A 25,920-nucleotide genomic window follows, 5' to 3' on the forward strand; every position below is an offset into this window, starting at 1 on the left:
CTGTGGGGGTTGGCGTGCCAAACGGTTCCATCTATGTGCCGAAAGACGAGAAGTTCACCGGCGCATCGCCGCAGAACCTGTACGTGACGTTCTGGTTCGCCGGACGCAAGAACCGGATCCGGATACGGGCCGCCATCGCGGTCGCGGGCTTCGTCGTCGGCAACCTGCTGGGCTCGCGACTCGGGTTGAACCCGTTCGTCGCGGGAGTCGTGCTGGGCGCCCTGGCGGGTGGCGTGGACTGGTTCGTCGCCTGGCGGCTGTACGAGCGCACGGCGGTGTGGCGGGGCAAACGCCGCGGCGAGGTGCGCACCGGGCGGCTGCTGCGCCTCATGCTGCGCCGTCGCGGCTACCGGGTCATGGACGGCCGGGCCGTCCCCGGAGAGGCGTCGATCGACCACCTCGTCATCGGCCCCGGCGGCGTGTGGATCGTGGACAACGAGGCGTGGTCGCCCGACACCCTCATCGCGCGGTACGGCGAGCGGCTCTTCTTCGACGAGAAGTTCGGCACCTCGGTCGCCAAGGGCCTGATCTCCGCCGCCGAGTCGATGGCCGCGCTGCTGACCAAGGAGACCGGGATCGCGGTGACGATCGCCCCGGTGCTCGCCGTGCACGGCGGAAAGATCAAGGCCTGGGGCGGCGTCCTGAGCGGCGAGGGGCTGACCGTCGCCTACCCCCGCCGCGTCGCGGGCTGGATCCGCTCCAACGGGTCGGCGGCGTACACGGAGGAGCAGATCGACCTGCTGGCGCGCACGGCCGCCCGCATCCTGCGCCGCATGAGCTGACCCGGGCCGCCGGGCCGGACGTCGCTGCGCGCCGGCCCGATTTTGAGCGCTCTGAGGTGTGCGATAACCTCTAAGAGCTCTGCGCCGCTAGCTCAGTTGGTTAGAGCAGCTGACTCTTAATCAGCGGGTCCGGGGTTCGAGTCCCTGGCGGCGCACCGAATCCGGAAGCCCAGGTCGTCATCGGCCTGGGCTTCCGTCATTCGCTGATCCTGGTGGCCGGTGTCGGCGGTGCGGGGGTGCTCAGGCCTGGTCCGGCGCGCTCCCCGAACCGGCCTGAAGTGCTACTCGGACGGCGCCGACCATACCTTCGGCCGATACCGCGCCGGGTTCGGGCCTCGCAGGATCAAGCCATGCCATACGAAGATCCGTACGCCGCGCCGAGAGCCGAGGCCCTCACCAGGCATGACAAGGCTCGTCCGGCTCTGACCGACCGGATCCTGCGGGCCGGCCTGGCCGCGGTCGCCGGACTGCTCACCCTGACGGTCTCCGCCTCCTGGACGCCGGCGTCCGCCTCTCCCGCACACGCCTCCGCCGGCTCTTCGGTCACGCCGAGCGGCAGGCCGTATCTGCCCGAGCCGACCGGTCCCCATCCGGTCGGCACGACGTCCCTGCGTCTGGAGGACACCTCGCGCCCCGACCCCTGGGTCCCCGCGGCCAGGTCGAGGGAGCTCATGGTCTCCCTCTGGTATCCGGCGAAGTCCCGGAACGGACGGCGGGCGCCCTACATGACGCCCAGGGAGTCGGAGCTCATCCTGAAGGGCAAAGGGGTGACGGGCGTGCCGCCCGACGTGCTGAGCAGAACGCGGACCTACGCGTTCAGCGGCGCCGGGCCGGCGGGACGCCGACACACCCTGCCCCTTGTCGTGCTCTCTCCCGGCTTCACCGACCCCCGCAGCTCGCTCACGGCCCTGGCCGAGGAACTGGCGAGCAGAGGCTACGTGGTGGCCGGCGTCGACCACACGTACGAGACCTTCGCCACCACGTTCCCCGGCGGGCGGCTGACGACCTGCGCCGCGTGCGAACTCGAAGGCGTCGACGACTTCGGTGCGCAAGCGGTGAGGAACCGGGCGGCCGACGTCTCCTTCGTGATCGATCAGCTGACGGGTCCGCACTCCAGGTGGACGGGCGCCTCGCTGATCGACGCGTCCCGGATCGCGATGGCGGGCACGTCCCTCGGAGGCGCGAGCGCCGCCGAGACGATGCTGAAGGACTCCCGGGTGCGTGCCGGAATCAACATGGACGGCCTCATGTTCGCCCCGATCCCCGCGAGCGGGGTGGCGCGCCCGTTCCTGTTCCTGGGCCAGCCGTTGCACAGCCCAGGGGGAGAGGACGCCACCTGGGACCGCGACTGGGCACACCTGACCGGGTGGAAGCGCTGGCTCGTGGTGGCCGGAGCGGTGCACCCGTCCTTCAGCGACTACGACCTGCTGGCCCAGCAGATCGGCGTCGACCTCGGCAGCAGCCTCCCCGGAAGCCGCTCACCCGCAGGTACGTCCGAGCCTTCCTCGACCTGCACCTGCGCGGTAGGCCACAGCCGCTGCTGGACAGGCCGTCGGCGCGCTACCCCGAGGTCGGATTCTGCACGCCGGAGACGAAGACCTGCACATAGAGGGGCCGACGGCGGGGGTCACGGGGTCCGGGTTTCGAGTGCCTGGCGGCGCGCCGCTTTGGACGGCCCGGGCCGATCCGCCCGGGCCGTCCGCGACTCCCGGGAGGCGTGCAGGGACGCGAGCAGGCGGACGCGTTCGTCGTCCGCGGTGCCGGGCTCGGCCGTGTAGACGAGCAGGACCGGCCCGGGATTTCCGGGCAGGGGATAGACGTCCCAGTCGAGGGTGAGCTCGCCCACCTGGGGATGCCGGAACAGCTTCGTCCCGTGAACCGTCTCACGCACCTCGTGCCGGGCCCAGAGCCGGCGGAAGTCCGCGCTGCGGATGCTCAGCTCACCGATGATCGTCGTGGCGCGCGGATGGGTCGGATCGGTCGCGACGGCGGCCCGCAACATGCCGATGTACTGCAGGGCGGTGGTCTCCCAGTCGGGGCAGCGCGCAGGGGTCCCGGGATCCTCGAACAGCACCATGAGCATGTTCCGCCGTCCCGGCGGCAGGGTGGCCGGATCGCCGAGCAGCGCCTCGGCGAGCGTGTTCCACGCGAGCACGTCGAGGTGGCGGCCGAGCACGACCGCGGGAGTGCCCATGACATGCAGGAGTCGCCTTGTGCCGTCCGGCACGCGCTCGGGGGCGCGGCGCGTGCGGACGGCCGCCGGTCGCCGTGCCGCCCGGGCGAGGGTGAACAGGTGCCGGCGTTCCTCGTCGTCGAGGTCGAGCGCGGAGGCGAGGGCGTCGAGCACCTCGTCGGAGGGCCGCACCTCACGGCCCTGCTCCATGCGCTGGTAGTAGTCGGTGCTCAGCCCGGCCAGCAGCGCGACCTCCTCACGTCGCAGGCCGGCCACCTTGCGCCGGGGCCCCGGCTCCAGGCCGACGTCCCGCGGGCGCAACCGGCCGCGCCGGGCACGCAGGAAGTCACCGAGCTCACGGGCGTACGCGTGGTCGACAGCCATGACGACAGTCTGCCGCCGCGGTCCGCGCCGAAGGTAGGTCCGGCGTTCCCAGGGAAACGCGTGCGACCGAGTCCCGGCGACCCCGTCCTAGCGTCGTCGCCATGACCGAATGGAACGCCAGTCACATCCCCGATCAGCACGGCAGAGTCGCCGTCGTCACCGGCGCGAACTCGGGACTCGGCCTGGTCACCGCGACCGAACTCGCCCGTCACGGGGCACACGTCGTGATGGCCGTACGCGACGTCGCCGCGGGCGAACGGGCGGCCGAGGCGATCCGGCGATCCGCGCCACGGGCCGGGATCGAGGTGCGGGAGCTCGACCTGGCCTCGCTCGCATCGGTGCGCGCGTTCGCGACGGGCATGACCGCCGGCTTCCCGGCGATCGATCTGCTGGTCAACAACGCCGGTCTGGTCCTCCTCGGCCCGGCCCGCACGACGGCCGACGGGTTCGAGCTTCAGCTCGGCACCAACATGCTGGGCCACTTCGCTCTCACCGGCCTGCTGCTCGGCAGTCTCGGCCGGGCGGACGCCGCACGGGTGGTCAGCCTCAGCTCGATCACCCACAAGAACGCCCGCCTCGACTTCGACGACCTGATGTCGCGGCGCGACTTCAACGCCAGTCGCGCGTACGGCCGCTCCAAGCTCGCCACCACCGCCTTCGGCCTCGAACTCGACCGCCGCCTGCGCGCCGCCGGATCACCGGTCGTCAGCGTCGTCGCCCATCCCGGGCTGTCCAGAAGCAATCTCACCCCCCGGGCCTGGGAGCACCGCGGCCGGATCGGGCGGATCTTCGCCCGAGGCGGGCTGCTGGTGACGCAGCCGGCCGAGCGGGGGGCGCTGCCCCAGCTCTTCGCCGCGACCGCGCCCGGCGTGCGCGGCGGCCAGTTCTTCGGGCCGTCCGGCCTCTTCGAGACGCGCGGCCGGGTCGTCGAGGTCCGCCCCAGCGCGCACGCGGCCGACCCTGCCGTCGGGCGCCGCCTCTGGACCGCCGCCGAAGACCTGACCGGCGTCACCTACCCCTGACCCCCGCCCGACTCGGAAGCCACCGGGTCGAGGGTGTGGATGCGGCCGAACTCGCCGTCGTAGCCGGGGTCCTTGGTCACCTCGCCGTTCCGCAGGCGGCCGACCGCCTCGGCGAGGCGCGGCGAGCAGGCGGCGATGTCGGCGAGGGGAAGATCGCCCAGGATCGCGAGTTCCGGGCCGAGCGCGGCCACGAGCCGGTCGGTCTCGGCGGCCACCTTCTTGCTCTTCGGGCCCACGCCGAGGATCTCCGCCACGACGTCCGGCAGCGGGAGGAGGTTGCGGAAGCCCGCCGCGCCGCGCGGGCTCCGGCCGGCCGGGCGGTCGGCGAGGTCCTCGACCCTGCTCTGCACGCCGACCGTGAGCGTACGGCCGCAGACCGGGCAGATTCCACCGATCTTGCGGGTCTCCTCCGGGTCGAGCCGCACGCCGCACTTGCGGTGACCGTCGACGTGGTACTTGCCCGCCTCGGGGAAGAACTCCGTCGTACCGGCCAGCCCGTCACCGCTGCGCAGGGCCTCCAGCACGGCGAAGTAGTCGAGACCGGTGTCGAACACCGTCGTCTCGCGGCCGACGATGGGCGGCGAGTGGGCGTCGGAGTAGCTCACCAGCCGATAGCCGTCCAGCCCGGAGACCTGCCACATCATGCCGGGGTCGGCCGACAGCCCCGTCTCCAGCGCGAACACGTGCTCGGTGAGGTCGCCGAAGCACTCCTCCAGCGTGTCGAACCCCGACTTCGAGCCGAACACGCCGAACCAGGGCGTCCAGACGTGCGCCGGCACCAGGTAGGCGCCCTCGCCCCGGGCCAGGGTCGTCTCCAGCAGGTCCCGCGCGCTCATGCGTACGGTGGGCCGCCCGTCCACGCCGAGGTCGGCGATCCCGGCCAGGACCCGGTTGAACGCCTCCACCTGCTCGAATCCGGGCAGGTGGACGAGATGGTGAATCTTGCGGGACCGGCCGCCCTGCCGGTAGACCGTGGAGACCTCCACGGTCAGCATGTACCGCACGGGCGCGGTCGCGACGCTGCCGGGGAGGGTGCGGGAGACCTCCCGGTCGAGGTCCTCGCGGAGCCGGAACAGCCCCGGCTCGGCCGGTACGAGAGCGGTGCGCAGCCGGTCCAGCCAGGCCGGGTGGGTGAAGTCGCCGGTGCCCATCAGCGTGACGCCCTTGCGCCGCGCCCACCAGGTCAGCTGCTCCAGGTCGCTGTTCCTGCTGCACGCGTAGGCGTACCTGGAGTGCATGTGCAGGTCGGCGTGGAAACGCACGGCGAACCTCCCTTCGCTTGACCAACGATCTACCACGTTGCCGACGCCGGAAGGCCGAAACACGGCCCGGACCGGAACCGTCACGGGCTGGGGGACGGCCGGGGCCACCGGCGCAGCCCGGCCGCAGGGGGACGGGGTGCTCGGCCCAGCGCAGCGCGCACCCTGCCACGACGACCGGATACCAGCGTCGCAGCGGCTGACCGCTCTCCAGCGCGCCGGCCAGCGCCTCCAGCATCGCGACGTGCGACGGCCAGCCCATCGGGCCGTCGTACGCCAGCTTCTCCTGCCACGAGGCCTCACCCACACGGCCCGTACGCGGCTCGACGAACAGGTCCCGGCTGTAGCCGTCGCTGCCGATCGCCAGGAGGCTGCCGTGCCACTTCCCGTGCTCGGGGTCGGCTCCCTCCCGATCGCCCCACATCACCAGGGAGCGGCAGTTGGAGTCGTTCCTGTCGTCGATGTCGAAGAGGCCGAGCAGGTCGTACGACGGCGGGAGCTGGAAGCCCGCTCCGGAACCGTCCTCGGTGCCGTCGTGACGGAGGTAGGAGGCGTACAGGTCGTCGGGCAGGCGGCGTGAGTGCGTGGCCTCCCATCGGGCGAGGTCCTCCGGGTCGGCGCCGAGCTTGAGCTGTCGCAGCGTGGCCGAGGCGTGCGCGGCCAGCCACCGTTCGATCCGGTCCCACGCCCGGTTCACCCGTGCGGCGACCGCCGGATCGGGCGCGCGAAGTGGGTACGTGGACTGGTCGTCTGCGAAGGCCGGGTCCTGAGCCTCCAGGATCTCCGCCGCGCTCTGGTCGTCGTCCCACAGGACCGGCGGGCAGTCGATGGCCTTCGCCTCCTCCGGGGTGAGCGCGTTGGCCCTGATCCTCGTTTCAATCGCGGGATCGCCGCAGGACAGCGACACCAGGCCGCCGAAGGCGTAGGAGCAGGTCACCGTATTCCCACCAGGATCCGGCTCGCCCGCGAGCCCGGCCGTCAGGAGCGCGGTCACGAGCGCCGGCCCCGCGACGCGTGTCCACCGGGATGCGATCACCCGCGCACCTTATCGATCTTGCGTCCCGCCATACCGGGAAATTCGCAAGTATGTGCGGTCGGTCGTGCCGCACGTCGATCCGGGTTGGTTTGATGGGGGCATGAAGACGGCGGAGTGGTACCGGTACTTCGCGGAGCGGGAGGCCAGGGGGCACAGCCCGGTCTACGAGGCGCTGGGCCTCGCCGTGGCCGCCGACCCCGGGCTGCTCGAACTGATCGACGGCCTGCCGGAGCCGAAGCGGCAGCCCAACCTGCTGCTCGCCGCGGTGCGCTTCCTCGGCGGGCCGTACGACGACTTCGGCCGCTTCCGCGCCTGGACCGTACGGCACTGGGACCGGGTGCGGGAGACCGTGCTCGCCCGGCGGACGCAGACCAACGAGACGGGCCGGTGCGCGAGCCTGCTGCCCGTGCTGGCGGCGCTGCCGCGGCCGCTGGCCCTCGTCGAGGTGGGCGCGTCGGCGGGGCTGTGCCTCTACCCGGACCGCTACCGCTACCGCTACGACGACCCTGCCGGCCCTGGGCCGGAGATCGGACCGGCCGCGAGTCCGGTCCTGCTCACCTGCCGGACGAACGGCCGGGTGCCGGTGCCGGACCACCCGCCGGAGATCGTGTGGCGGGCCGGGATCGACCTCGACCCCGTCGACGTACGCGACGACGAGGCCGTGCGCTGGCTGGAGTGCCTGGTCTGGCCGGGACAGGACGACCGGCTGGCGCGGCTGCGCGGGGCGGTGCGGATGGCGCGGCGGGACCCGCCGCGCCTGGTGCGAGGGGACGCCTCGGCCGTCCTGCCCGATCTCGTCGCCGCCGCCCCCGCCGGGGCGACGGTCGTCGTCTTCCACAGCGCGCTGATGCCGTACCTCGACGCCGGAGCGCGGAACCGGTTCGTGGCACTGGTGCGCGGCCTGCGGGCCCACGGACTTCCGGTGCGGTGGATCTCCAACGAGGGCGCGCCCCGGCTGCCCTCGGTGCTCGCGGGGCTGACGGCCGCCCTGCCGGGCGACCGGCTGACGTTCCTGACCGCGCTCGACGGCCGCCCGCTCGCCATGACCGGCCCGCACGGCGAGTGGCTGGACTGGCTCGCCTGACCGAGTGCGGCGGATGCCGATACTGGGGTCATGACGCTTTACGACGAGATCGGCACGACGTACAGCGCCGTCCGCAGGCCGGACCCGAGGGTGGCCGCCAGGATCACCGCCGCGATCGGGGACGCCGCCACGGTCGTCAACGTGGGGGCGGGCGCGGGGTCGTACGAGCCGCCGCGGACCCTGCTCGCGGTCGAGCCGAGCGCGGTGATGATCGCGCAGCGGCCGCCGGGGGCGGCCCCCGCGGTGCGGGCCCGGGCCGAGGCCCTGCCCCTCGCCGACGACGTGGCCGACGCCGCGATGGCGATCCTGACCGTGCACCACTGGTCGGACCTCCCGGCCGGGATCGCCGAGATGCGCCGGGTCGCCCGGCGCCGCGTGGTGATCCTCACCTGGGACCAGGAGGTCACCAGGGACTACTGGTTCCTCGCCGAGTACCTGCCCGAGGGCGTGGCGCTGGACGAGGGCCGCACCCCCTCGATCGCCGAGCTCGGCCGGATGCTCGGCGGCGCCAGAGTGGAGGCCGTGCCGGTCCCGCACGACTGCGCCGACGGGTTCGGCGCCGCCTACTGGCGCCGCCCGGGGGCCTATCTCGACCCGGTCGCCCAGTCGGGCATGTCGGTGTTCGGCCAGCTCGGCCCGGAGATCGTACGGCCGGCCCTCGACCGGCTCGCGGCCGACCTGAAGTCGGGCCGCTGGCACGAGCGGCACCGCGACCTGCTGGGCCTGGAGGAGTACGACGCCGGCTACCGGCTGCTCGTCGCGGACCTGTGAGCCGGCCTGTGGGCCGCCGTGCGGACCGCCGGCCGCCGCGAACGGCGGCCGGCGAGCCACTCTTCGTCAGGCCTTGACCTCGACCGCCGCGGGCGGCGCCTCGGCGCGGCTGCGCAGCGCCTCCAGGCCGACCAGGTCGTCGGGCTCGGCGTCCGGGGTCTCCTGGTCGAACCGCGCCAGCGCCGGGTGACGCAGCGCGATCGTGATCGTGAGGGCGATGGCCAGCCCGCAGACCACGTACAGCAGGCCGATCCCGCGCCCCTCGCCGACCCCGAGGACCTTGCCGACCGAGCCGGCCAGCGCGCCGTCCGGCCGCATCAGCGGCTCGAAGACCAGCCCCACCAGCCAGGCCTGTACGGCCAGCCCGACCGGCTGGGTCGACAGCGCGAGCATCCGGTTGATCGAGATCACGCGGGCGTGGTAGCGCTGCGGCACCTTCGAGTGGATGATCGTCAGCCAGATGCCGTCGCTGATCGTCATCATCAGCGACATGCCGAACGCGCCGAGCGTGATCAGGATGAGCGACGGCCGCAGACCGGCGATGGCGCAGAAGATCCCGAGCACTCCGGCGGCGGCCAGCATGCCGAACATCCGGCGGTCGCGCGGGCCGCCCCACAGCGTGATGACCAGGCCGCCGCAGACCGCCCCGATGCCCGCGAGCAGCGCGACCCGTCCGGTGTCGGCCAGCTCGCCGACCGACAGCACCAGCGGCGGGATCATGATGAACCCGGTGAACAGGAAGAAGTTCACGATGAACATCGTGAAGGCCATCGCCCGCAGGCCCCGCCGCCGGAGCAGGTAGCGGAAGCCGTTGCGGATCTCGGCGGAGACGGTCTCCCGGCGCCGCCAGGCCATGCTGGCCGGGAAGCGCACCAGCAGGGTCACCGTGAACGCGGCGGCGTAACAGACCACGTTGGCCGTGAGGATGCCCTCGATGCCGATCAGCGCCAGCACGGCGACGGAGAACAGCGGCACCATCAGCTGGGCCACGGCGTTGCCGAGCTGGACGACCCCTCCCACGTGGTGCAGGTAGGCCTTGGGCGCGAGCTGCGGGCCCGCCGACTGCCAGGCCACCCGTTGCAGGGTCACCGATATCGATAGCAGCACCAGCAGGCCGTACAGCAGCGGCATGTTCAGGGTGTCGGAGACCATCAGCGCGAGCAGCCCGGCCTGTACGGCGAGGGACATGCCGTCGGCCACCAGCATCGCCCGTTTGCGGTCGTACCGGTCGACCAGCGCGCCGATCAGCGGGGCGAGGATCAGCCCCGGCACCAGCCCGACGATGGCGAACAGGCCGAACTGCACCAGCGAGCCGTTCTTCAGGTACGCCCAGATCGGCACGGCGAACTCGGTCATCACCGCGCCGATCATCGAGACGATCTGGCCGGTCGCCACCGTGAAGAACCGGCCGAGGGTGGGCTGCGGCCCGTCCGTGTCGGCCTTCCGGTCGGACGAGACGGCCTCCCGCCACCAGGTGGCCGTGTCGCCGGGCGCCGGGACGTGCCACTCCTCGGGACGGTCCACGGAGGTGTGCGCGGTGGTGACGATCGCGGCCAGCTCCTCGGTGCGGTACCGGAGGAAGTAGTGCCCGGCCTCGGCCATCACGACCAGCGCGGTGGTCTCGGAGACGCAGTGCCAGTCGCGGTAGCGCTCCTCGTAGAAGTCGGTCAGCGCGTCGCGGTCGCCCACGATGGAGATCACCGGGGCGCGCAGCTGCGGGCTCTGCTGCTCGACCAGCTCGCTGAAGTAGTCCTCACCGGCCCGCGCGTCCACCCGCATCGTGCTGATGATGTGGTCGACCTGCTCGGGGTCGAGGTCCTGCAGGTCGGCGCCCATCGCGCGCAGCCAGTTGGCGTGCGCGTTGGCGTTGTCCAGCGCCTTGCTGCGGAAGATCCGGCCGAGCAGGCCGTTCAGGCCCTTCGTGGGGGTGGCGAACGGGAAGCTCCCGCCGGTGTAGACGGCTTCGACGCGCCGCCCCGCCGCCTCCAGCCTGCGGGCGATCTCGGCGGTCAGCGCGCTGCCGACGCAGTGGCCGTATAGCGCGACCGGGCCGCGCACGCGCTCGACGACCTCGTCGCAGACCCGCTGCGCGGCCTCGTGGAACGGGATCGGGCTCTCCTCGACCCCGAGCTCGTGGCCCGGCAGGGCGACCGAGAACAGCGAGTGCCCGGCCGGCAGCGCGTCGGCCAGCGGCTGGTAGACCATCGCGCTGGCCCCGCCGTACGGGATGCAGACCAGCGACAGCGTCGGCGTCTTCACCGGCCGGGTCAGCTCGACCAGCAGCCCCCGCGCGCCCTCGCCCGCGGCGCCCTCCGGGGTGCCGTTGGCCCTGTCGATCAGCGCGGCCAGCTCCCGTACGGTGCGGTTGGCGATCGCGTCGAGCACGGTCACCTGGTAGCCGTCGGAGGGCAGCGCCTGGCGCAGCTTGGCGACCATGCGGATGAGCAGCAGCGAGTGGCCGCCCAGCGCGTTGAAGTCGCTGTCGATCGAGATGGCCTCGATGCCGAGGACCTCCCGCCAGACCCCGGCCACCACGATCTCGGTCTCGGTCTCCGGCTCCGCCAGGTCCTCCGTCGCCCGGACGACCGGGTCGGGCAGCGCCTTGCGGTCCACCTTGCCGTTCGCGTTGAGCGGGATGCTGTCCAGCGGCACGAACATCGACGGGACCATGTACTCCGGCAGCCGCGCCGCGCAGTGGTCCGCGAGGTCTCCGGGCTCCTGCGCCTCGGGCACGTAGTAGGCGACGAGCCGCTTGTCCTCGGGCGTGAACGCGTGCACGACGACGACCGCGTCCCGCACGCCGGGGTGGTCGAGCACCGCCGCCCTGACCTCGTCCAGCTCGATGCGGTAGCCGCGGATCTTCACCTGGTCGTCGAAGCGGCCGAGGAAGACCACGTTCCCGTCGCGGGCCCAGGCGACCCGGTCGCCGGTGCGGTACATCCGCCCGCCCGGTACGAAGGGATCGGCCAGGAACCGCTCCTCGGTGAGGTCGGGACGGTTCAGGTAGCCGCGGGTGACGCCCACGCCGCCGACGTACAGCTCGCCCGGCACGCCGACCGGCTGCAGCCGCCGGTTCGGGCCGAGGACGTACATCCGCATGTTGGGCAGCGGACGCCCGATCGGCACGACCTCCACGAGCTGGGCGTCCCGGACCGGGTAGATACACGTGCCGACCGACGCCTCGGTGGGACCGTACTCGTTGACGAGCCGCCCTGGGCCGAGCATCTCCATCCACCGGTTGGCCATCGACCCGGGCAGCGCCTCGCCCGCCACGACGATCGTGCCGGCGAGCGCCTCGGCCTGCCGGGCGTCGATCTGGTGGCCGAGCACCTCCAGATGTCCGGGCGTGCACTTGATGAAGCTGTACGGCCCGCCCGCGACGAGCAGCGCGCCCAGCTCGCCCATGTCGAAGTCCTGCGCCAGCACGGTGACCCGCTGGCCGGTGACGAGCGGCGCCCACAGGTTGGGGACCACGAGGTCGAACGCCACCGAGCCGAACAGTGGCGCCCCGCCGTCGCCCTGGCTCGCCAGGTCCTCCACGGCCCACCACACGTGGTTCACCAGGCCGCGGTGGGTGACCTGCACGCCCTTCGGCTTCCCGGTCGACCCCGAGGTGAAGATCACGTACGCCAGCCGGTCGATGTCGTACGGCACGCCCACCGGGTCCGCGGGCAGGCCGTCGAGCACGCCGCTCCCCACGTCGACCACGTCGTCCAGCGCGTCGACGCCGTCGAACAGGTGCGCGTACCCCGCTGAGGTCAGGACCAGCGGGGTCGCGGCGATCGACAGCATGTCCGAGACGCGCTGCGCGGGGAACTTGGGATCCATCGGCAGGTACGCCGCGCCGGCCTTCCACACGCCGAGCAGGCAGGCGATCAGCTCCGGGCTCCGGTCGAGCAGCACGCCCACCGTGTCCTCGGGCCCGATGCCCCGCTCGCGCAGCAGGTGGGCGACCTGGTTGGCGCGGGCGTGCAGCTCGGCGTACGTCGTGGTGCGGCCCTCGAACGCGACCGCGACCGCATCGGAGTCCGCGTGCCGCTCCAGCAACTCGGGCAGGGCCACATCCGGGTACGGCCGGGCCGAGTCGTTCCAGGCGCCCAGCGCGAGGTCGCGTTCGGCGTCGGTGAGCAGGTCCAGGTCGGCGAGCGGGGTGTCCGGGGCGGCGGCGATCCGCTCGGCCAGCGCGCGGTAGTGCCCGGCGAGCCGGGCGACCGCGTCCGCGTCGAACCGGTCCTTCTGGTAGGTCAGGTAGAGCTCGGGGTCGCCGCCGCCGTTCAGGTGCACCAGCAGCGCGAGGTCGTAGGTGAAGTCGTCGACCTCGTGCGCCCAGACCGACGCCTCCAGCCCCGGCCAGCGCCCGCGCTGGTCGCGGAAGACCCGCAGCGAGAAGCCCACGGTCGACAGCGAGAAGTTGCGGGCGTCCCGGTCGCGCAGCGCCCCCGCCAGCTCGGAGAACGGCAGGTGGTTGGTGAGCGCCTCGCCGAGCCGCCGCCGCACCCCCGCCGCGGCCTCGCGGAAGGAGGGGTTGCCCGACAGGTCGGCGCGCAGCGGGAGGGCGTTGACGAAGCAGCCGAGCACGGGCTCCAGCTCCACCCGGCGGCGCCCGCCGTCGACGGTGGCGATCGTCAGGTCGTCCTGGCCGGTGTAGCGGGCCAGCGCCATCGAGAAGACCGTGAGCAGGGCCACGAACGGCGTGGTCCCGGGGCCACCCGCCTCACGCAGCGCCCGCAGGACCTCCTCCGGCAGCGTGAACAGGTGGCAGTCGCTCCGCCTGCCCTCGGGGACGGCCTGGTCGGTTCTGGCGATCGGCAGTTCGACGGAGGCGGCGCCGTCGAGCCGGTCGCGCCAGTAGGCGAGCCGCCGTTCCCGCCGCTCGCCGGTCAGCTCACGCCGGGACCAGGCCGCGTAGTCGGCGTACTGGAGCGGGGGAGGGGCGACCCCGGCGGGGCGGCCCTCGTGGGCGGCGGCGTACACGGTGGTGAGCTCGTCCACGATGATGCCGACCGACCACCCGTCGCAGGCGATGTGGTGGCAGACGAACATCAGCACGTGGTCCTCGTCGCCCAGCTGGACCAGCGTCGTGCGGTGGACCGGCCCGGTCTCCAGGTCGAAGCGCTCGACCGCGGCCCGGGACGTGATCTCGCGGGCCCGCTCCTCCCGTTCGGACTCGGGCAGGTCGCGCAGGTCGACGACGTCGAGAGGCGCGGGCCCGGGGTCGAGGACGACCTGCCGGGGCTCGGGCCCGTCGCCCTCGTAGACCGTACGCAGGATCTCGTGGCGTTCGACCAGGGTGTCCAGGGCGATGGTCAGAGCCCGGACGTCGAGCGGGCCGGCGAGCCGCAGGCCGATCGTGGCGTTCGGCGCCGGGGCGCCTTCGGCGAAACGGGCGCCGAGCCACATCTGGGCCTGCTCGTAGGAGCAGGGGGCGGGCCCCGCGCCGCGTGGCGTGATCGCGTCCGCGGCGGCCGCCCGGGCGGCGAGCAGCCGGCGCAGCGCCTCCTGCCTGCGTGGGGAAAGCGACGCTATTAGATGCTCGTTGTCAGTCGTCGGCGTTATCGTCACCGAGCGTTCTCCTCTCTGCGCACAAATGCGCAGGCGCCAACTGACCAGACGGAAAAGTGGTTGATCGAGAAACGCTTGAACGTTGAATTCCGCAGGGGTCGCCGCATATCTCGCCACTTTTGGCGGCGGGACGCATGGGAGCGCTCCCACGAAAGGATTATTACGATACGTGATACACCCTGGTAACGCAAGCCTTACATTGACCTGCTGTTGGCCACATTCGGTAAGAGGAAATCGACCTTCCGTGATCATGCGCAGACGAGGGAAGGTTCGGCCGCACAGGCCTTGCCGAGTGCCACAGCAAGGTGTCGAATAACCTGACTGAGGTGGTCGGAAAAGGCGTGTAACTTGTTTCTTGCGCGGCACCCTATCGGGGTTCTATGTTGGCCGCCGGAATGAATTTCCGCAGGGGCGCCACCTATTCGAGGGCCCGCCTGCCTCCTCAATTCGACTTGTCGTCGTGGCCGATCACGGCCGGATATCGCTCAGCAGGAGGACGCATGAACGACGGCTGGACGCCCCTGGAGATAAACCCGGACGGCCCCGCCACTCCCGAAGGGCTGGTCGAGCGCCTGCGCGGGCTGGACGTGGGCGATCTGCTCGTACGGGAGAAGGCCCTCGTCTTCCGCGGTTTCGGCGTCACGCCCGAGACTCTGGACCCGGTCATGGACATGCTCCTGCCCAACCGGCTGGCGTACGTCCACGGCAACTCGCCCCGCACCAAGGTCGGCGGCAACGTCTACACCTCCACCGAGTACCCGCCCGAGTACACGATCTCGATGCACAACGAGTTGTCGTACTCCGCCACCTGGCCCTCCCGGCTGCTGTTCTTCTGCGAGAAGGCGGCCGAGACCGGCGGGGCCACCCCTGTGGTGGACGGCGTGCGCTGGCTGGAGTCGCTCGACGACGAGGTCAGGGAGGCCTTCGCCAAGGGCGTGCGCTACACCCAGAACCTGCACGCCGGCCGGGGGCTCGGCAAGAGCTGGCAGGAGACGTTCGAGACCGAGGACCGCGACCAGGTGGCCGAGTTCCTCGACGGCATCCGAGCCGACTGGCAGTGGCGGCCCGACGGCGGCGTGCGGGTCTCACAGATCAGGCCGTCCACCACCCGGCACCCCGTGACCGGGGCCGAGGTGTGGTTCAACCAGGCCGACCAGTGGCATCCCGCCTCGCTCGGCGACGAGACCGCCGCCATGCTCGCCGAGCTCATGCCGCCGGAGGAGCTGCCGCAGTCCGTGACGTTCCCCGACGGCGCGCCGATCCCCGGCGACTACGTCATCCAGGCGCGCGACCGCGGCCTGGACAACGCGGTGGACGTCGACTGGCGGAGCGGCGACCTGCTGCTGATCGACAACGTGCTCGTCGGTCACGGCCGCCGGCCCTTCACCGGCTCCCGCCGCGTCCTCGTCGCCATGTCCGACTGAAAGCCCCGTCCGACTGAGAGCACGGCCGACTGAACGCCGTCTCCGACTTCCAAGCCGTCTCCGGCTGAGAGGGGATCCGCAGTGAGCAAGATCGCTTTGGGGGTCGCCGCGACCTTCACCGCCGAGCCGCTCGGGGACGCCCTGAGATTCTGGCTCGCCGAGCTGGGGACCGAGGGGGACGTCGCCTTCGCTCCGTACGACCAGGTCTTCCCCTCGCTGCTCGACCCGGGCAGCGTGCTCGGCCGGGCCGGCGCCGTGGTCGTCCTCGTCCGCGCCGAAGACCTCACGGCCGGCGCGGCGGATGCGGCCGGCGAGGACTGGGCCGCTCTCGACGCCGCCGCGGACGACCTGGCCACCGCGCTCCGGACGTCGGCGGCCGCGGCGGGCACCCCCCACCTCGTCGCCGTCTGCCCCGCCTCGCCCGAGCACGGCTCGACCGGCGCCCACACGCGCCTGACCGCCAGGCTGGCCCAGACGCTGGAGGACGACCGCGCGATCGCCGTGCTCACCTCGGCCGAGCCGTACGAGCCCGCGGACCCGGAGGCCGTCCACGACGCGTTCGCCGACCGGACCGGCAACGTCCCCTACACCGACCACTACTTCGCCGCGCTCGCCGCGGCGGTCGTACGTCGTCTGCAGGCCGTGACCACCCCGCGTCCCAAGGTCGTCGTCGCCGACTGCGACGGCACCCTGTGGGACGGCGTTGTCGGCGAGGACGGCCCGGACGGTGTCGTGATCGGCCCCGAGCGCGAGGAGATCTGGCGGGAGCTGGCGCGGCAGGTCGCGGCGGGCCGGCTGCTGTGCCTGTGCAGCAAGAACGAGGAGAAGGACGTCCGCGAGGTCTTCGCCCGGAATCCCGGGCTGCCCTTCGGCCTGGACGACGTCACAGCGATGCGCGTCGGCTGGGAGGCCAAGTCGCAGGCCCTGCGCTCGCTGGCCGACGAGCTGAACCTCGGGCTCGACTCCTTCGTCTTCCTCGACGACAGCCCGGTCGAGTGCGCCGAGGTCCGGGCCGGCTGCCCTGAGGTGCTGACCCTCCGGATGCCGCCCCGCGCCGCGGAGGCGGCGGCCTTCCTGCGGCACTGCTGGCCGCTCGACCTCGCCGCGGTCACCGAGGCCGACCGCGAGCGCACCCGGCGCTACCAGGAGGAACGGCGGCGCGAGCAGGCCAGGGGCGAGATGTCCCTCGCCGACTTCTTCGCCACGCTCGACCTGCGGGTGACGATCACCCCGGCCGGCCCCGCACACGAGGCGCGGGCCGCCCAGCTCGCCGAGCGGACCAACCAGTTCAACCTCTCGGGGACCCGGCGCCTGGACGGCGACGAGATGTTCGTCGTGGACGTCAGCGACCGGTTCGGCGACTACGGCGTCGTCGGCCTCACCGACGTGCGGACGGACGGGGACACGCTGCGCGCCGGCGCGTTCCTGCTGAGCTGCCGCGCGCTCGGGCGCGGGGTCGAGCACCGCATGCTCGCCCACCTGGGCGCGCTCGCGCGCGACCGCGGGCTGGCCCGGGTCGCGCTGTCGTTCCGGGCGACCGAGCGCAACCAGCCCGCCAGGGACTTCCTCGCCACCCTGCCCGCCACCGCCGAGCCGTACGGCGAGGAGGCGGCGTGGTACGTCCTCACCGCGGCCGACGCCGCGGCCGTCGTCCACTCACCCGTCCACTCACCTGTCCACCCATCGGGCCCTGCTGAGGAGAGGGCAGCGGGGCCCGTCCGGATCGATCCGACGGCCGCGCCCGCCGGATGGGCGGCCGTCGAGCGGATCGCGACCCGGCTCACCGGCCCCGAGGCGATCCTGGACGCGATGCGGGCCGCGCGCCCGGCGACCGAGGTGGCCGGGGCGACGCCCGTCGAGGCGACCGTCATGCGGTGGTGGGCGGAGCTGCTCGACAAGCCGCCCACCTCGGTGAACGACGGCTTCTTCGAGCTGGGCGGCCACTCGCTGCGGCTGGTGCAGTTCATGGCCCGGGTGCGCGCCGAGTTCGGGGTGGAGCTGCCCTTCGACACCCTCTACACCACCTCGTTCACCATCGCCGAGGTGGCCAAGGTGATCGAGGAGCGGCAGCTCGCCGAGACCGGCGACGAGGAGCTGGCCGGGCTGCTCGACGAGCTCGCGGGCCTGTCGGACGAGGAGATCGACGCCCTGCTCGAATCAGGGCTCGAATCGGGGAACGGCTGATCCGCATGGCCACGATGCTGCTGAGCACCCACGGCACGAACGGCGACGTGCTCCCCTTCATACGGATCGGGCGTGAGCTGGCGGAGCGCGGCCACGAGGTCACCGTGCTCACGCACTCCTGGTTCGCCGACCGGATAGCGGCCGCGGGCCTGCGGCACCTGCCGATCGACACCGCGGAGGGATACGACCGGCACCTGGACGACGCCCGGCGCTACATGCTCGACCCGCTGAAGGACCCGGACGGCGTGCTCCGGCTCTACCGGCGCAACGGCCTCTTCGAGCTGCTGGTCGAGGAGGTGCGCATGATCGAGGCGCACTACCGGCCGGGGGAGACGGTGGTGGTCGCCCGGCACACCTCGGGCATCGCCGCGCTGATGGCCGCCGAGCTGCACGGGGTCCCGGTGGCGCTGGCGTCCGTCACGCCCCACCAGTACGTCTCGCTGCCGGTCCTCGCCAACCTCTTCCGGCACGTGCTCGGTGAGGGGTACGACGAGGTCTACCGGACGTTCGGCCTGCGCCCGGTCCGCGACTGGGCCGCCTACCTGAACAACGCCCCGGTCCAGCTGGTGCTGTGGCCGGAGTGGTTCGACGCCGCGGGCCTGCCGGCGCCCGCGAACGCCGTGCGCTGCGGGTTCGTTCTCGGCGACACGGCGGAGGGGCCGGTCCCCGACTGGGTCGAGCCGCCCGTGCTGATCACCGGTGGCACCGGCCAGGTGCTGCACGACCGGTTCTACGAGGTGGCGGCCGCCGCGTGCCGGCGGATCGGGAGGCGGGCCCTGCTGGTGAACCGGCACCCGGCGTTCCAGCCGGAGTCGCTGCCCGACGGGGTGGAGTGGGTGCCCTCGGCGCCGTTCGCCTCGTTCATGCCTCGTGTCGCGGCCGTCGTCCACCACGGCGGGATCGGCACGCTCGCCCGGGCGCTGGCGTCGTCGACCCCGCAGGTGCTGCTCGCCCACGGAGTCGACCGCCCCGACAACGCGGAGCGGCTCGACCGCGCGGGTGTGGCGGAGTGGCTGCCCGTGTCCCACTGGGACGAGGAACGCGCCGCCGGGCTGCTCGCCCGTGCCCTCGCCGACGACGGGTACCGCGAGCGGATCGCCCCGCTCGCGGCCGACGCCGCGTCGGAGGACGGCGTACGGGTCGCCGCCGACCACGCGGAGGCCCTGATCGGCACCGACGAGATCCTGCGGCGGCCGGTCCCGCGCGAGCGGCTGGCCCGGCTCACCCCCGAGCAGAAGGTGCGGCTGGCCGCCCTGGCCCGCGCCCGCCGCGGCTGAAGGGGCGTGTGAAGGAGGGCCTCCCGGGTACGCCGTACGCCCACGGAGGGGGAGGCCCATGAGCGAGGTGACGGCGCCGATCTCGCGCTTCGACTACGACAAGGTGGCGATCGTCACCGGAGCCGACTCGGGGATCGGGCGGGCGACCGCGGTGGCGCTCGCCGCGCACGGGTTCGACGTCGGCGTCACCTACCACCAGGACGAGAAGGGCGCGCGGGAGACGGCCGGGCAGGTGGCGGAGCAGGGCCGCCGCGCGGCCGTCCGGCGGCACGACCTCACCGACCCCGTGACCGCCGCCGAGGTGATCGACGAACTCGCCGGCGAGCTGGGCGGCCTCGGCGTGCTGGTGAACAACGCGGGCACCGGAACGGCCGAGCCGCTGCTCGACATCGGCTACGACCGGTGGCGAGAGGTGGTGGCGGTCGACCTGGACGGGCCGTTCCTGTGCGCCCAGCGCGCCGCCCGCCGGATGATCGAGCGCGGCGCGGGCGGGCGGATCATCAATGTGACGAGCGTCCACGAGGAGTATCCCCGCCTGGGAGCGGGGCCGTACTGCGCGGCGAAGGGCGGCCTGCGGATGCTCAGCCGCACGCTCGCGCTGGAGCTGGCCAGGCACGGCATCACGGTCAACACCGTGGCCCCCGGAGAGATCGCGACTCCGATGACCGGGCAGGAGGACCGGCCGCCCCGGACCGGCACCCGGCCCGGCTATCCACTGGGCCGTCCCGGCGACGCCCGCGAGGTCGCCCAGGTGATCGCCTTCCTGGCCGGCCCGGCCTCGTCGTACGTGACCGGCGCGTCGGTCTTCGTGGACGGCGGGCTCGGCCTGATGGGTCCCCAGGCCGCCGGTGACGCGGACAAGGACCTCTGGGCGTCCGCCTGAGCGAACCGGCTCAGGTGAGGTCTCGAAGCCAGCGGAGGGCGACCGCGCCGGCCAGGCGGGGCGGCACCGTGCCCGCGCCGAGCCCGACGTCCACGAGCAGGTCGAACACCTCGGTGCGGCGGGCGGCCACGGAGATCGCCGCGTCGATGAAGCCGGGGGAGCGGGCGGCCAGGGAGAGCACGTCGGTGGTGCGCAGGTGCCGCCCGAGCGCCCGGCGCAGGGCCCGCCGGTAGGCCCGCAGCGGGTCCGCCGGCGAGCCGGTCGCGGCCTCGGCGGCGAGCCGCCCCGACAGCAGCGCGTAGTAGATGCCCTCGCCGGTCAGCGGATTGACAAGGCTCGCCGCGTCGCCCGCCAGCAGCACCCGGCCCGCCCCCGGCACCGGCCGTCCGCTCGACAGCGGCAGGTGGTGGGCCCGCAGGTCGCGGACGGGCGACCTGATCTCGCCGAGCAGGGGCAGCAGCCGGTCCAGCCGCCCGTGCAGGATCTCGCGCCCCGGCCGGCCGGTCTGTCTCAGCATCGGCAGCAGCAGCCCGTAACCGACGTTGGCCGTGCCGTCGCCCACCGGGAACGACCAGGCGTAGGCCGGCCAGCCCTCGCTCCGCATGACGATGACCTGCACGTCGTCGTCCGGCGGCACGTCGGCGTACCCGCGCACCGCGATGGCGGTGTGCCGGTCCGGGCTCGGCGGGACGCCGATCAGCCGCCGTACGGCCGAGTTGGCGCCGTCGGCGGCGACGACCACCCGCGCCGCCACCTCGCCGTCGAGCACGACGAGCCCGTCGCGGACGGCCAGCGTGCGCACCCGGTGGCGGCGTACCTCCACGCCGCGCGCCGCGGCGGCCTCGACCAGCCGGGCGTCGAAGACCCGGCGGGGAACCACGTGGTTGGGCCGCGCGACCGCGGCCGAGACCCGGACCCCGCCGGGCGACGTCACCGCCAGGCGCGGTGTGGGCCGGTGGTCGGAGAGGAGATCGGGCAGGCCGAGCAGCGCGAGCTCCTGCCGCGCGTGCGCCGCGATGCCGTCGCCGCAGGGCTTGTCCCGCGGGAAGGCCGCCCGGTCGAGCAGCAGCACCCGGCAGCCGGGGTCGAGCTGCCTGGCCCGCAGCGCGGCGGCGGAGCCCGCCGGTCCGGCGCCCACCACCACGAGGTCCCACACGTCGTCCACATTCACAGACCGTACGTGGAGAAGAGGCTGGTGGTGGGCCACGACTTCACCGAGTTCGCGGCGGTGTGGAGAAGGGCGTCGATGTCCCCGTAGTTCAGTCCCGAGGCATCGTCGCGCTGGTCGAACAGCACCACCCAGCTCAGTCCGTCGTAGCGCCGGACCATGAGCGTGGAGGTGCCGGCCAGCGACCCCGTGTGCCAGGTGTTGCGGCCCCCGGTGACCGGGCGGACCTGCCAGCCGAGGCCGTAGTACCAGCCGTCGGAGTTGACCCCGATCGACGGCTTGGCGAACGCCTTGGAGATCGACGCCGAGGTCAGCACACCGGCCGCGTCGAAGAGGGTGGTGAACTTGGCCAGGTCGACGGCCGTGGCGAGCCAGCCGCCGTGGGCGGCCATGTTCTCCAGGTTGAACCCGCCGTAGGGGAAGGGCACCACGGAGTTCGAGGTGTCGATCATGCTCTTGCCGGTGTACTGCGAGAAGTACGGTGCCTCGCCCGACTTGCGGAGACTCTTCGCGGTCCTGCCGAGCGCCATCCGCTTGATCTTGAGAGGTGTCAGCACCTTGCTCTGGACGTAGCTCGCGTACGAGACGCCGCTCACCCTCTCGATGATCTTCTGAAGGAGGACGTATCCGTAGTTCGAGTACGCGTACGTCGTGCCGGGGGCGTGGTCGAGCTTGAGACCGGACGTGTGCGCGATGATCTGCGCCTGCGTTATCGGCAGCGGGACGCCGAGCGCCGCCGCGATGACCCGGTCCCTGAACATCGGGTCGCCCGAGACCTCGGAGTCCCACCCGCCGAGGTGCTGGAGCAGGTGGGTCACGGTCACGGCGGCGAGGCGCGGATCGGCGGTCGTGCTCAGCCCCAGCAGCGGCGCGACCTTGGCCGAGAGGCTGAGCTTGCCGTCCTGCGCCAGCTTCAGCACCGCGGCGGCGGTGACCGGCTTGCTCAGGCTCGCGACGCGGAACAGCGAGGTGGGACCGGCCGCGAACGAGGTGTCCGCCGTCCAGTTGTAGCCCCGGGCGAGCACCAGCTTGCCCTTGCGGACCACGGCGAGGGACGCGTGCGGGATCGTCCGTGCCTGCATGAAGCGCTTCAGCGTGTCGTCGAAGGGCTTCAGCGACGTCGCGCCGCGGCCGGTGACGCTCCACACGCGGGCCGCCGCGCCCGCCGGCGACGCGGGCAGCCCGGCGGCGAGCCCCGCCGCGGCGCCGCCCGCCAGCAGGCGCAGGGTGTTCCTCCGGGCTACCGAAAACCTGTCCGAAATCATGACGGTTGATCTTAGGGGAGCTCTGACCGGTCGTTACCGCCCCCCTGACCGCGCCGACAGGCCGACGGTCCAGCCTGGTGCTCGTCACTTTTTGCGATCCTGCCATCACAACGGGTAGCGACTTGATAAGTTCAATTAGCTGCTGGTGAGGCTTATCAAAATGGAAGAGGCGGCCGGGTGGCGGGCAGAGGCAGGCCGAGTCGGACCACGGTATACGCACGTCTGGGCATGGCGCTCGCCGAACTCAACGACCGGCTCGGCGGCTTGCCCAACCCGCGGGAGGCCCAGGAGATCTGGGACGACATCTGGCATGAGGAGGCCCATCACTCTACGGCCCTTGAGGGGAACACGCTCGTGCTCCGCGAGGTTCGAGCCCTTCTTGACCAGGGAAGGGCGGTGGGAGCGAAGGCCCTCCGCGAGTACAACGAGGTGCGTGGCTACGCCACGGCAGCGCAGTGGGTTTACGGGCAGGCGTTGGAGCCGGACGCCTGGCACGACGGAAACCTCATCACGATCAACGAGGTCCGGAGGGTGCATCATGCGGCGATGACCCCGGTGTGGGATGTCGCACCACATCCGGACGCGACGGATCGAGAGGGGCCGGGGAACTTCCGCGAGCACGACATCATGCCCTTCTCCGAAGGGATGATGCCGCCGCCTTGGCCCTTGGTGCCGGAGCAGGTCGGTCAATGGGTCACGGAGGTGTGCGTTCTGGGCAAACGGATCGAGGCGGGTGACGAGCTTGAACATCCCTGCCCGAGGAGCTGGCCAGGTTGCACAACGGCTTCGAGCGCATCCACCCCTTCCTTGACGGCAACGGTCGTACGGGACGTCTCGTTGTGAATCTCGTTCTCGTCAGACTTCGCTACCCTCCGATCATCATTCTGAAGCGACAGCGTTCCTCCTACCTCGCGGCGCTGCGGCGAGCGGACAACGGGGACTACGGGGCGCTGGGCGAGTTGATCGCACGCGCGATGGAGGACAATCTCAACCGCTTCATCGTCCCGAACATCGCCGGGCCTGCCCGTCTGGTTCCGCTGGCGGCGCTCGCCGACGATGAGTTCAGCCTCGCGGCTCTCCGGCAGGCCGCTCAGCGTGGTCGTCTCAAAGCCGTCCAGGGGGCCGACGGGATCTGGAGGTCCTCACGCAAGTCCGTTGAGGCGTACCGGGCCTCGAAGCACCAGCGGCCGGTGGGGCGCGGGCAGGCGTGACGGAGGCCGCGGCGGGGTGGCCGCGGCCTCCTGGCTTCACCGGGACATGCCGGTGCCTGCGCGTCTGGACCTAGATCCTGCCGGTGCCGGCGTTGGCGAGGACGTTCGCCTTCACGCCGCTCGGGTTGTCGACCGTGTACGAGTACGGGATGGAGGCGACGCTGCCGGAGGTCTGCGGCGTGCCGGAGTTCACTAGGTAGTTGTTGCGGGCGACGATCGAGCCGCCCGGCGAGGAGCCTTCGGAGGTGTGCGTGGGCTCGGCGACGTTCTCGAAGTAGTTGCCCTCGACGAGCACCCCGGCGCCGCAGGTGGAGGCGATGCCGTAGCTGTAGTCCGTGTACGACGGGTTCTTGTAGTAGTAGTTGCTGAACACGTGGACCGGGTTGCCGAAGCGCACTCTCGGGTTGCGCTGGGCGCAGGTCTGGAACGCGTTGTGGTGGTACGTCACCCGCAGGTGCCCGGTGTCCTCGGAGCCGTTGCTGTCGCTGTGGCCGACGAGCGAGCACTTGACGTGGTCGTGGAGCTTGTTCCAGGACACGGTGACGTAGTCGGAGCCGTGCGTGATGTCGAGCAGGCCGTCGTAGTAGTCGGTGCCGTGGCTCGTGTCGCTCGACAGGTCGTTGTGGTCGAGCCACACCCGCTTGGCGTTGTCGAGGTGGATCGCGTCGCCGTTGCCGTTGCCGGCCGGGACCTTGGAGATCTTCAGGTTGCGCACGATGACGTTGGAGACGTCGCGGATGTTGACGCCGCAGCCGGTCAGCCCGGAGTTCGCGCCGACCCCGACGAGGGTGGTGTTGCCGCCCACCCGTACGTCCTCGGAGCAGGTGAAGTTGCCGTTGATCTGGACGGTCTTCGCGGTGTCACCCTTCACGGCGGCGGTGAGCGCGGTCAGCGAGGTGACCGTCGTCGCCGGCCCGCCGGCGCCGCCGCTGGTGCCGCCGCCCTGCGTCGCCCAGCCGACCAGCCCGGTGGTGGGCGGAGTGGTGGGGCCGCCCGTGGGGGTGGAGGTCGGGGTGCTGGTGGGGGTCCCGCTCGGGGTGGAGCCGGTGGGCTGGAGGGTCCACTGTTTGGTGGCGACCGAGTCGCAGGAGTTCTGCTGGACGAGGGCGCCGGAGGTGGTGGAGTTGTCGGCGGTGTTGAGGCATTTGTCGCTGTTGGCGTTGATGATGCGGTAGGTGGATCCGGAGGCGGTGAGTTCCCAGGTTTGGGAGGTGGCGCCGGTGCAGGTTTCCTGTTGGACGGCTTTGCCGGCGGAGGTGGAGGCGCCGGTGACGCCGGCGCATTTGCCGCTGTTGCCGGCGGTGAGGCGGACGCCGCTGCCTTGGGCGGACAGGGTCCAGGTCTGGTTGGTCGTGCCGGTGCAGGCGGAGACGGTGAGTTGTACGCCGTCGGAGCCGCTGTTGCCGGGGACGGTGAGGCACAGCCCGCTGGCGCCGTTGACGATGCGGTAGGCGCCGGTGGTGGGTGCGGCGTTGGAGACGCCGGTGAAGACTCCGCCGACCAGGGCGACGATCCCGGTGACGGCGCCGGCCATCCCGGCTGCGTTTCTGGTGCTCCTTCTCAAGGCCGAGCTCCTTGCGTGTCGTGCAGGACCCCTGACCGAGGGGATGAATCCTGGTCCCACGAGGAATTCATGGACATGAACGACATTCATGGGTAGGAACGCCAGGTTCAAGGTACGGACCTGTCCAGCGGTGGTCAACGGTCACCGCCGGGGTCTCGTGCATACGCGGCGCGCCGTACGAGATCATCGTGAAACGTTCACGCCGGACGTGCCGGGGAGGAGTGGGGAATGACCGACGAACAGGTGTTCAGCGCGTGGCTGCGGGACCGCAGCGAGCCCGACTGGACGGCGGTGGTCACGCATCCCTTCGCCGCCGCGATCAGCCGCGGCACCGCCGACATGCGGCGCTACCTGGAGCAGGATTTCCAGTTCGTGGACGCCTTCACGGCGCTGCTCGGTGCGGCTGTCGCCGCGGCCGACTCCTTCGAGTCGCGGGTGGCCGTGGGCCGCTTCCTCGGGCAGACGGTGGCCGACACCGAGCGCGGCTACTTCCACCGCGCGCTCGCCGCGGTCGGCGGCGATCCGGCCCCGCCCGTGCTGGAACCGGTGACGATCGAGTTCCGCGCGCTGATGGACGAGGTGCGCCTCAGCCAGGACTATCCGCTGATCCTGGCCGTGCTGTGCGTGGCCGAGTGGACCTATCTCGGCTGGGCCACCCGGATCCCCGCCGAGGGCGGGACCTTCGTCCACCGCGAGTGGGTCGAGTTGCACAGCGGGCCGGATTTCGAGGCGTGGGTCGGCTTCCTGCGCGGCGAACTCGACCGGCTCGGCCCGGGACTGGACGAGAGCGGCCGGGCCCGCGTGCTGGACGTCTTCCGCCGCGCGACCGCCCTGGAGCGCCGCTTCTTCGACATGGCGGCCGGCTGATCGG

Annotated in this window: 17 protein-coding genes, 1 tRNA gene and 2 pseudogenes; 13 read left to right on the top strand and 7 right to left on the bottom strand. The window is 72.1% G+C overall.

From position 1 onward, the window contains the following. Positions 1-35: 35 nt before the first annotated feature. The 3 genes and pseudogenes from HHX40_RS17655 to HHX40_RS17665 form a co-directional block, all read left to right on the top strand. Positions 36-782 carry an NERD domain-containing protein gene (locus tag HHX40_RS17655; RefSeq protein ID WP_310738160.1) on the top strand — a complete coding sequence of 249 codons (747 nt, stop codon included), beginning with the start codon at positions 36-38 and terminating at the stop codon, positions 780-782. Between the two features lie 81 nt (positions 783-863). Next, positions 864-937 (top strand) — tRNA-Lys (locus HHX40_RS17660). 195 nt (positions 938-1,132) lie between these two features. Further along, a pseudogene (locus tag HHX40_RS17665) lies at positions 1,133-2,161 on the top strand (alpha/beta hydrolase family protein); the annotation flags it as partial. Positions 2,162-2,409: 248 nt separating this feature from the next. Here HHX40_RS17665 and HHX40_RS17670 read toward each other — a convergent pair. After that, complete coding sequence (locus HHX40_RS17670; protein WP_182881446.1) at positions 2,410-3,339, bottom strand: helix-turn-helix transcriptional regulator; 930 nt, start codon at positions 3,337-3,339, stop codon at positions 2,410-2,412. A 101-nt stretch (positions 3,340-3,440) separates the two neighbouring features. Between HHX40_RS17670 and HHX40_RS17675 the strand changes: the two genes are divergently transcribed. After that, a complete protein-coding gene (locus HHX40_RS17675; RefSeq protein ID WP_182881447.1) occupies positions 3,441-4,361 on the top strand; it encodes an oxidoreductase in 921 nt (306 codons plus the stop codon). Here HHX40_RS17675 and HHX40_RS17680 read toward each other — a convergent pair. After that, entirely contained in the window at positions 4,352-5,623 is a 1,272-nt protein-coding gene (locus HHX40_RS17680; RefSeq protein ID WP_182881448.1) for an endonuclease Q family protein, read from the bottom strand. The two genes, HHX40_RS17675 and HHX40_RS17680, sit on opposite strands and share 10 nt — an antisense overlap. A gap of 334 nt (positions 5,624-5,957) precedes the next feature. Continuing rightward, positions 5,958-6,656, bottom strand: a pseudogene (locus HHX40_RS38230) (SMI1/KNR4 family protein); the annotation flags it as partial. Between the two features lie 100 nt (positions 6,657-6,756). Between HHX40_RS38230 and HHX40_RS17685 the strand changes: the two are divergent. Both HHX40_RS17685 and HHX40_RS17690 read left to right on the top strand, forming a co-directional pair. After that, the gene (locus tag HHX40_RS17685; protein ID WP_182881449.1) at positions 6,757-7,740 is read left to right on the top strand and encodes a DUF2332 domain-containing protein; all 984 of its coding nucleotides are present in this window, start codon (positions 6,757-6,759) and stop codon (positions 7,738-7,740) included. A gap of 30 nt (positions 7,741-7,770) precedes the next feature. Next, on the top strand, positions 7,771-8,511 hold the full coding sequence (locus HHX40_RS17690) for a methyltransferase domain-containing protein (protein ID WP_182881450.1): 741 nt from the start codon (positions 7,771-7,773) through the stop codon (positions 8,509-8,511). Positions 8,512-8,577: 66 nt separating this feature from the next. Here HHX40_RS17690 and HHX40_RS17695 read toward each other — a convergent pair whose 3' ends face one another. Beyond that, the gene (locus HHX40_RS17695) at positions 8,578-14,073 is read right to left on the bottom strand and encodes a non-ribosomal peptide synthetase/MFS transporter (RefSeq protein WP_182881451.1); all 5,496 of its coding nucleotides are present in this window, start codon (positions 14,071-14,073) and stop codon (positions 8,578-8,580) included. A gap of 500 nt (positions 14,074-14,573) precedes the next feature. Here HHX40_RS17695 and HHX40_RS17700 point away from each other — a divergent pair, with 500 nt between their 5' ends. The 4 genes from HHX40_RS17700 (at position 14,574) to HHX40_RS17715 (ending at position 19,841) form a co-directional block, all read left to right on the top strand. Then, the gene (locus HHX40_RS17700) at positions 14,574-15,497 is read left to right on the top strand and encodes a TauD/TfdA family dioxygenase (RefSeq protein WP_182881452.1); all 924 of its coding nucleotides are present in this window, start codon (positions 14,574-14,576) and stop codon (positions 15,495-15,497) included. 81 nt (positions 15,498-15,578) lie between these two features. After that, positions 15,579-17,681 (top strand): HAD-IIIC family phosphatase, encoded by a 2,103-nt coding sequence (locus HHX40_RS17705; RefSeq protein WP_182881453.1) that lies wholly within the window; start codon positions 15,579-15,581, stop codon positions 17,679-17,681. A gap of 5 nt (positions 17,682-17,686) precedes the next feature. Next, positions 17,687-18,958, top strand: coding sequence for a glycosyltransferase (locus HHX40_RS17710; RefSeq protein WP_182881454.1), 1,272 nt, complete (start codon positions 17,687-17,689; stop codon positions 18,956-18,958). A gap of 58 nt (positions 18,959-19,016) precedes the next feature. Then, the gene (locus HHX40_RS17715) at positions 19,017-19,841 is read left to right on the top strand and encodes an SDR family oxidoreductase (RefSeq protein ID WP_182881455.1); all 825 of its coding nucleotides are present in this window, start codon (positions 19,017-19,019) and stop codon (positions 19,839-19,841) included. Positions 19,842-19,851: 10 nt separating this feature from the next. On the opposite strand, the gene HHX40_RS36760 is transcribed toward HHX40_RS17715, so the two are convergent. Continuing rightward, positions 19,852-21,006 carry an NAD(P)/FAD-dependent oxidoreductase gene (locus tag HHX40_RS36760; protein ID WP_310738161.1) on the bottom strand — a complete coding sequence of 385 codons (1,155 nt, stop codon included), beginning with the start codon at positions 21,004-21,006 and terminating at the stop codon, positions 19,852-19,854. 2 nt (positions 21,007-21,008) lie between these two features. Further along, entirely contained in the window at positions 21,009-22,274 is a 1,266-nt protein-coding gene (locus HHX40_RS17725; protein WP_182881456.1) for a serine hydrolase domain-containing protein, read from the bottom strand. 228 nt (positions 22,275-22,502) lie between these two features. On the opposite strand from HHX40_RS17725, the gene HHX40_RS36765 reads away from it, so the two are divergent. Both HHX40_RS36765 and HHX40_RS36770 read left to right on the top strand, forming a co-directional pair. Beyond that, positions 22,503-23,117 carry a hypothetical protein gene (locus HHX40_RS36765; protein WP_259403687.1) on the top strand — a complete coding sequence of 205 codons (615 nt, stop codon included), beginning with the start codon at positions 22,503-22,505 and terminating at the stop codon, positions 23,115-23,117. Continuing rightward, positions 23,048-23,485 carry a Fic family protein gene (locus tag HHX40_RS36770; protein WP_259403688.1) on the top strand — a complete coding sequence of 146 codons (438 nt, stop codon included), beginning with the start codon at positions 23,048-23,050 and terminating at the stop codon, positions 23,483-23,485. The genes HHX40_RS36765 and HHX40_RS36770 overlap by 70 nt, the downstream gene beginning before the upstream one ends. 70 nt (positions 23,486-23,555) lie before the next feature. On the opposite strand, the gene HHX40_RS17735 is transcribed toward HHX40_RS36770, so the two are convergent. Further along, positions 23,556-25,049 (bottom strand): RICIN domain-containing protein, encoded by a 1,494-nt coding sequence (locus HHX40_RS17735; protein ID WP_259403689.1) that lies wholly within the window; start codon positions 25,047-25,049, stop codon positions 23,556-23,558. A gap of 228 nt (positions 25,050-25,277) precedes the next feature. Between HHX40_RS17735 and HHX40_RS17740 the strand changes: the two genes are divergently transcribed. Continuing rightward, the gene (locus HHX40_RS17740; RefSeq protein ID WP_182881457.1) at positions 25,278-25,916 is read left to right on the top strand and encodes a TenA family protein; all 639 of its coding nucleotides are present in this window, start codon (positions 25,278-25,280) and stop codon (positions 25,914-25,916) included. The last annotated feature ends 4 nt before the right edge of the window (positions 25,917-25,920 follow it).

This window comes from Microbispora sp. H10949, assembly GCF_014161435.1.
GTDB lineage: Bacteria > Actinomycetota > Actinomycetes > Streptosporangiales > Streptosporangiaceae > Microbispora > Microbispora triticiradicis.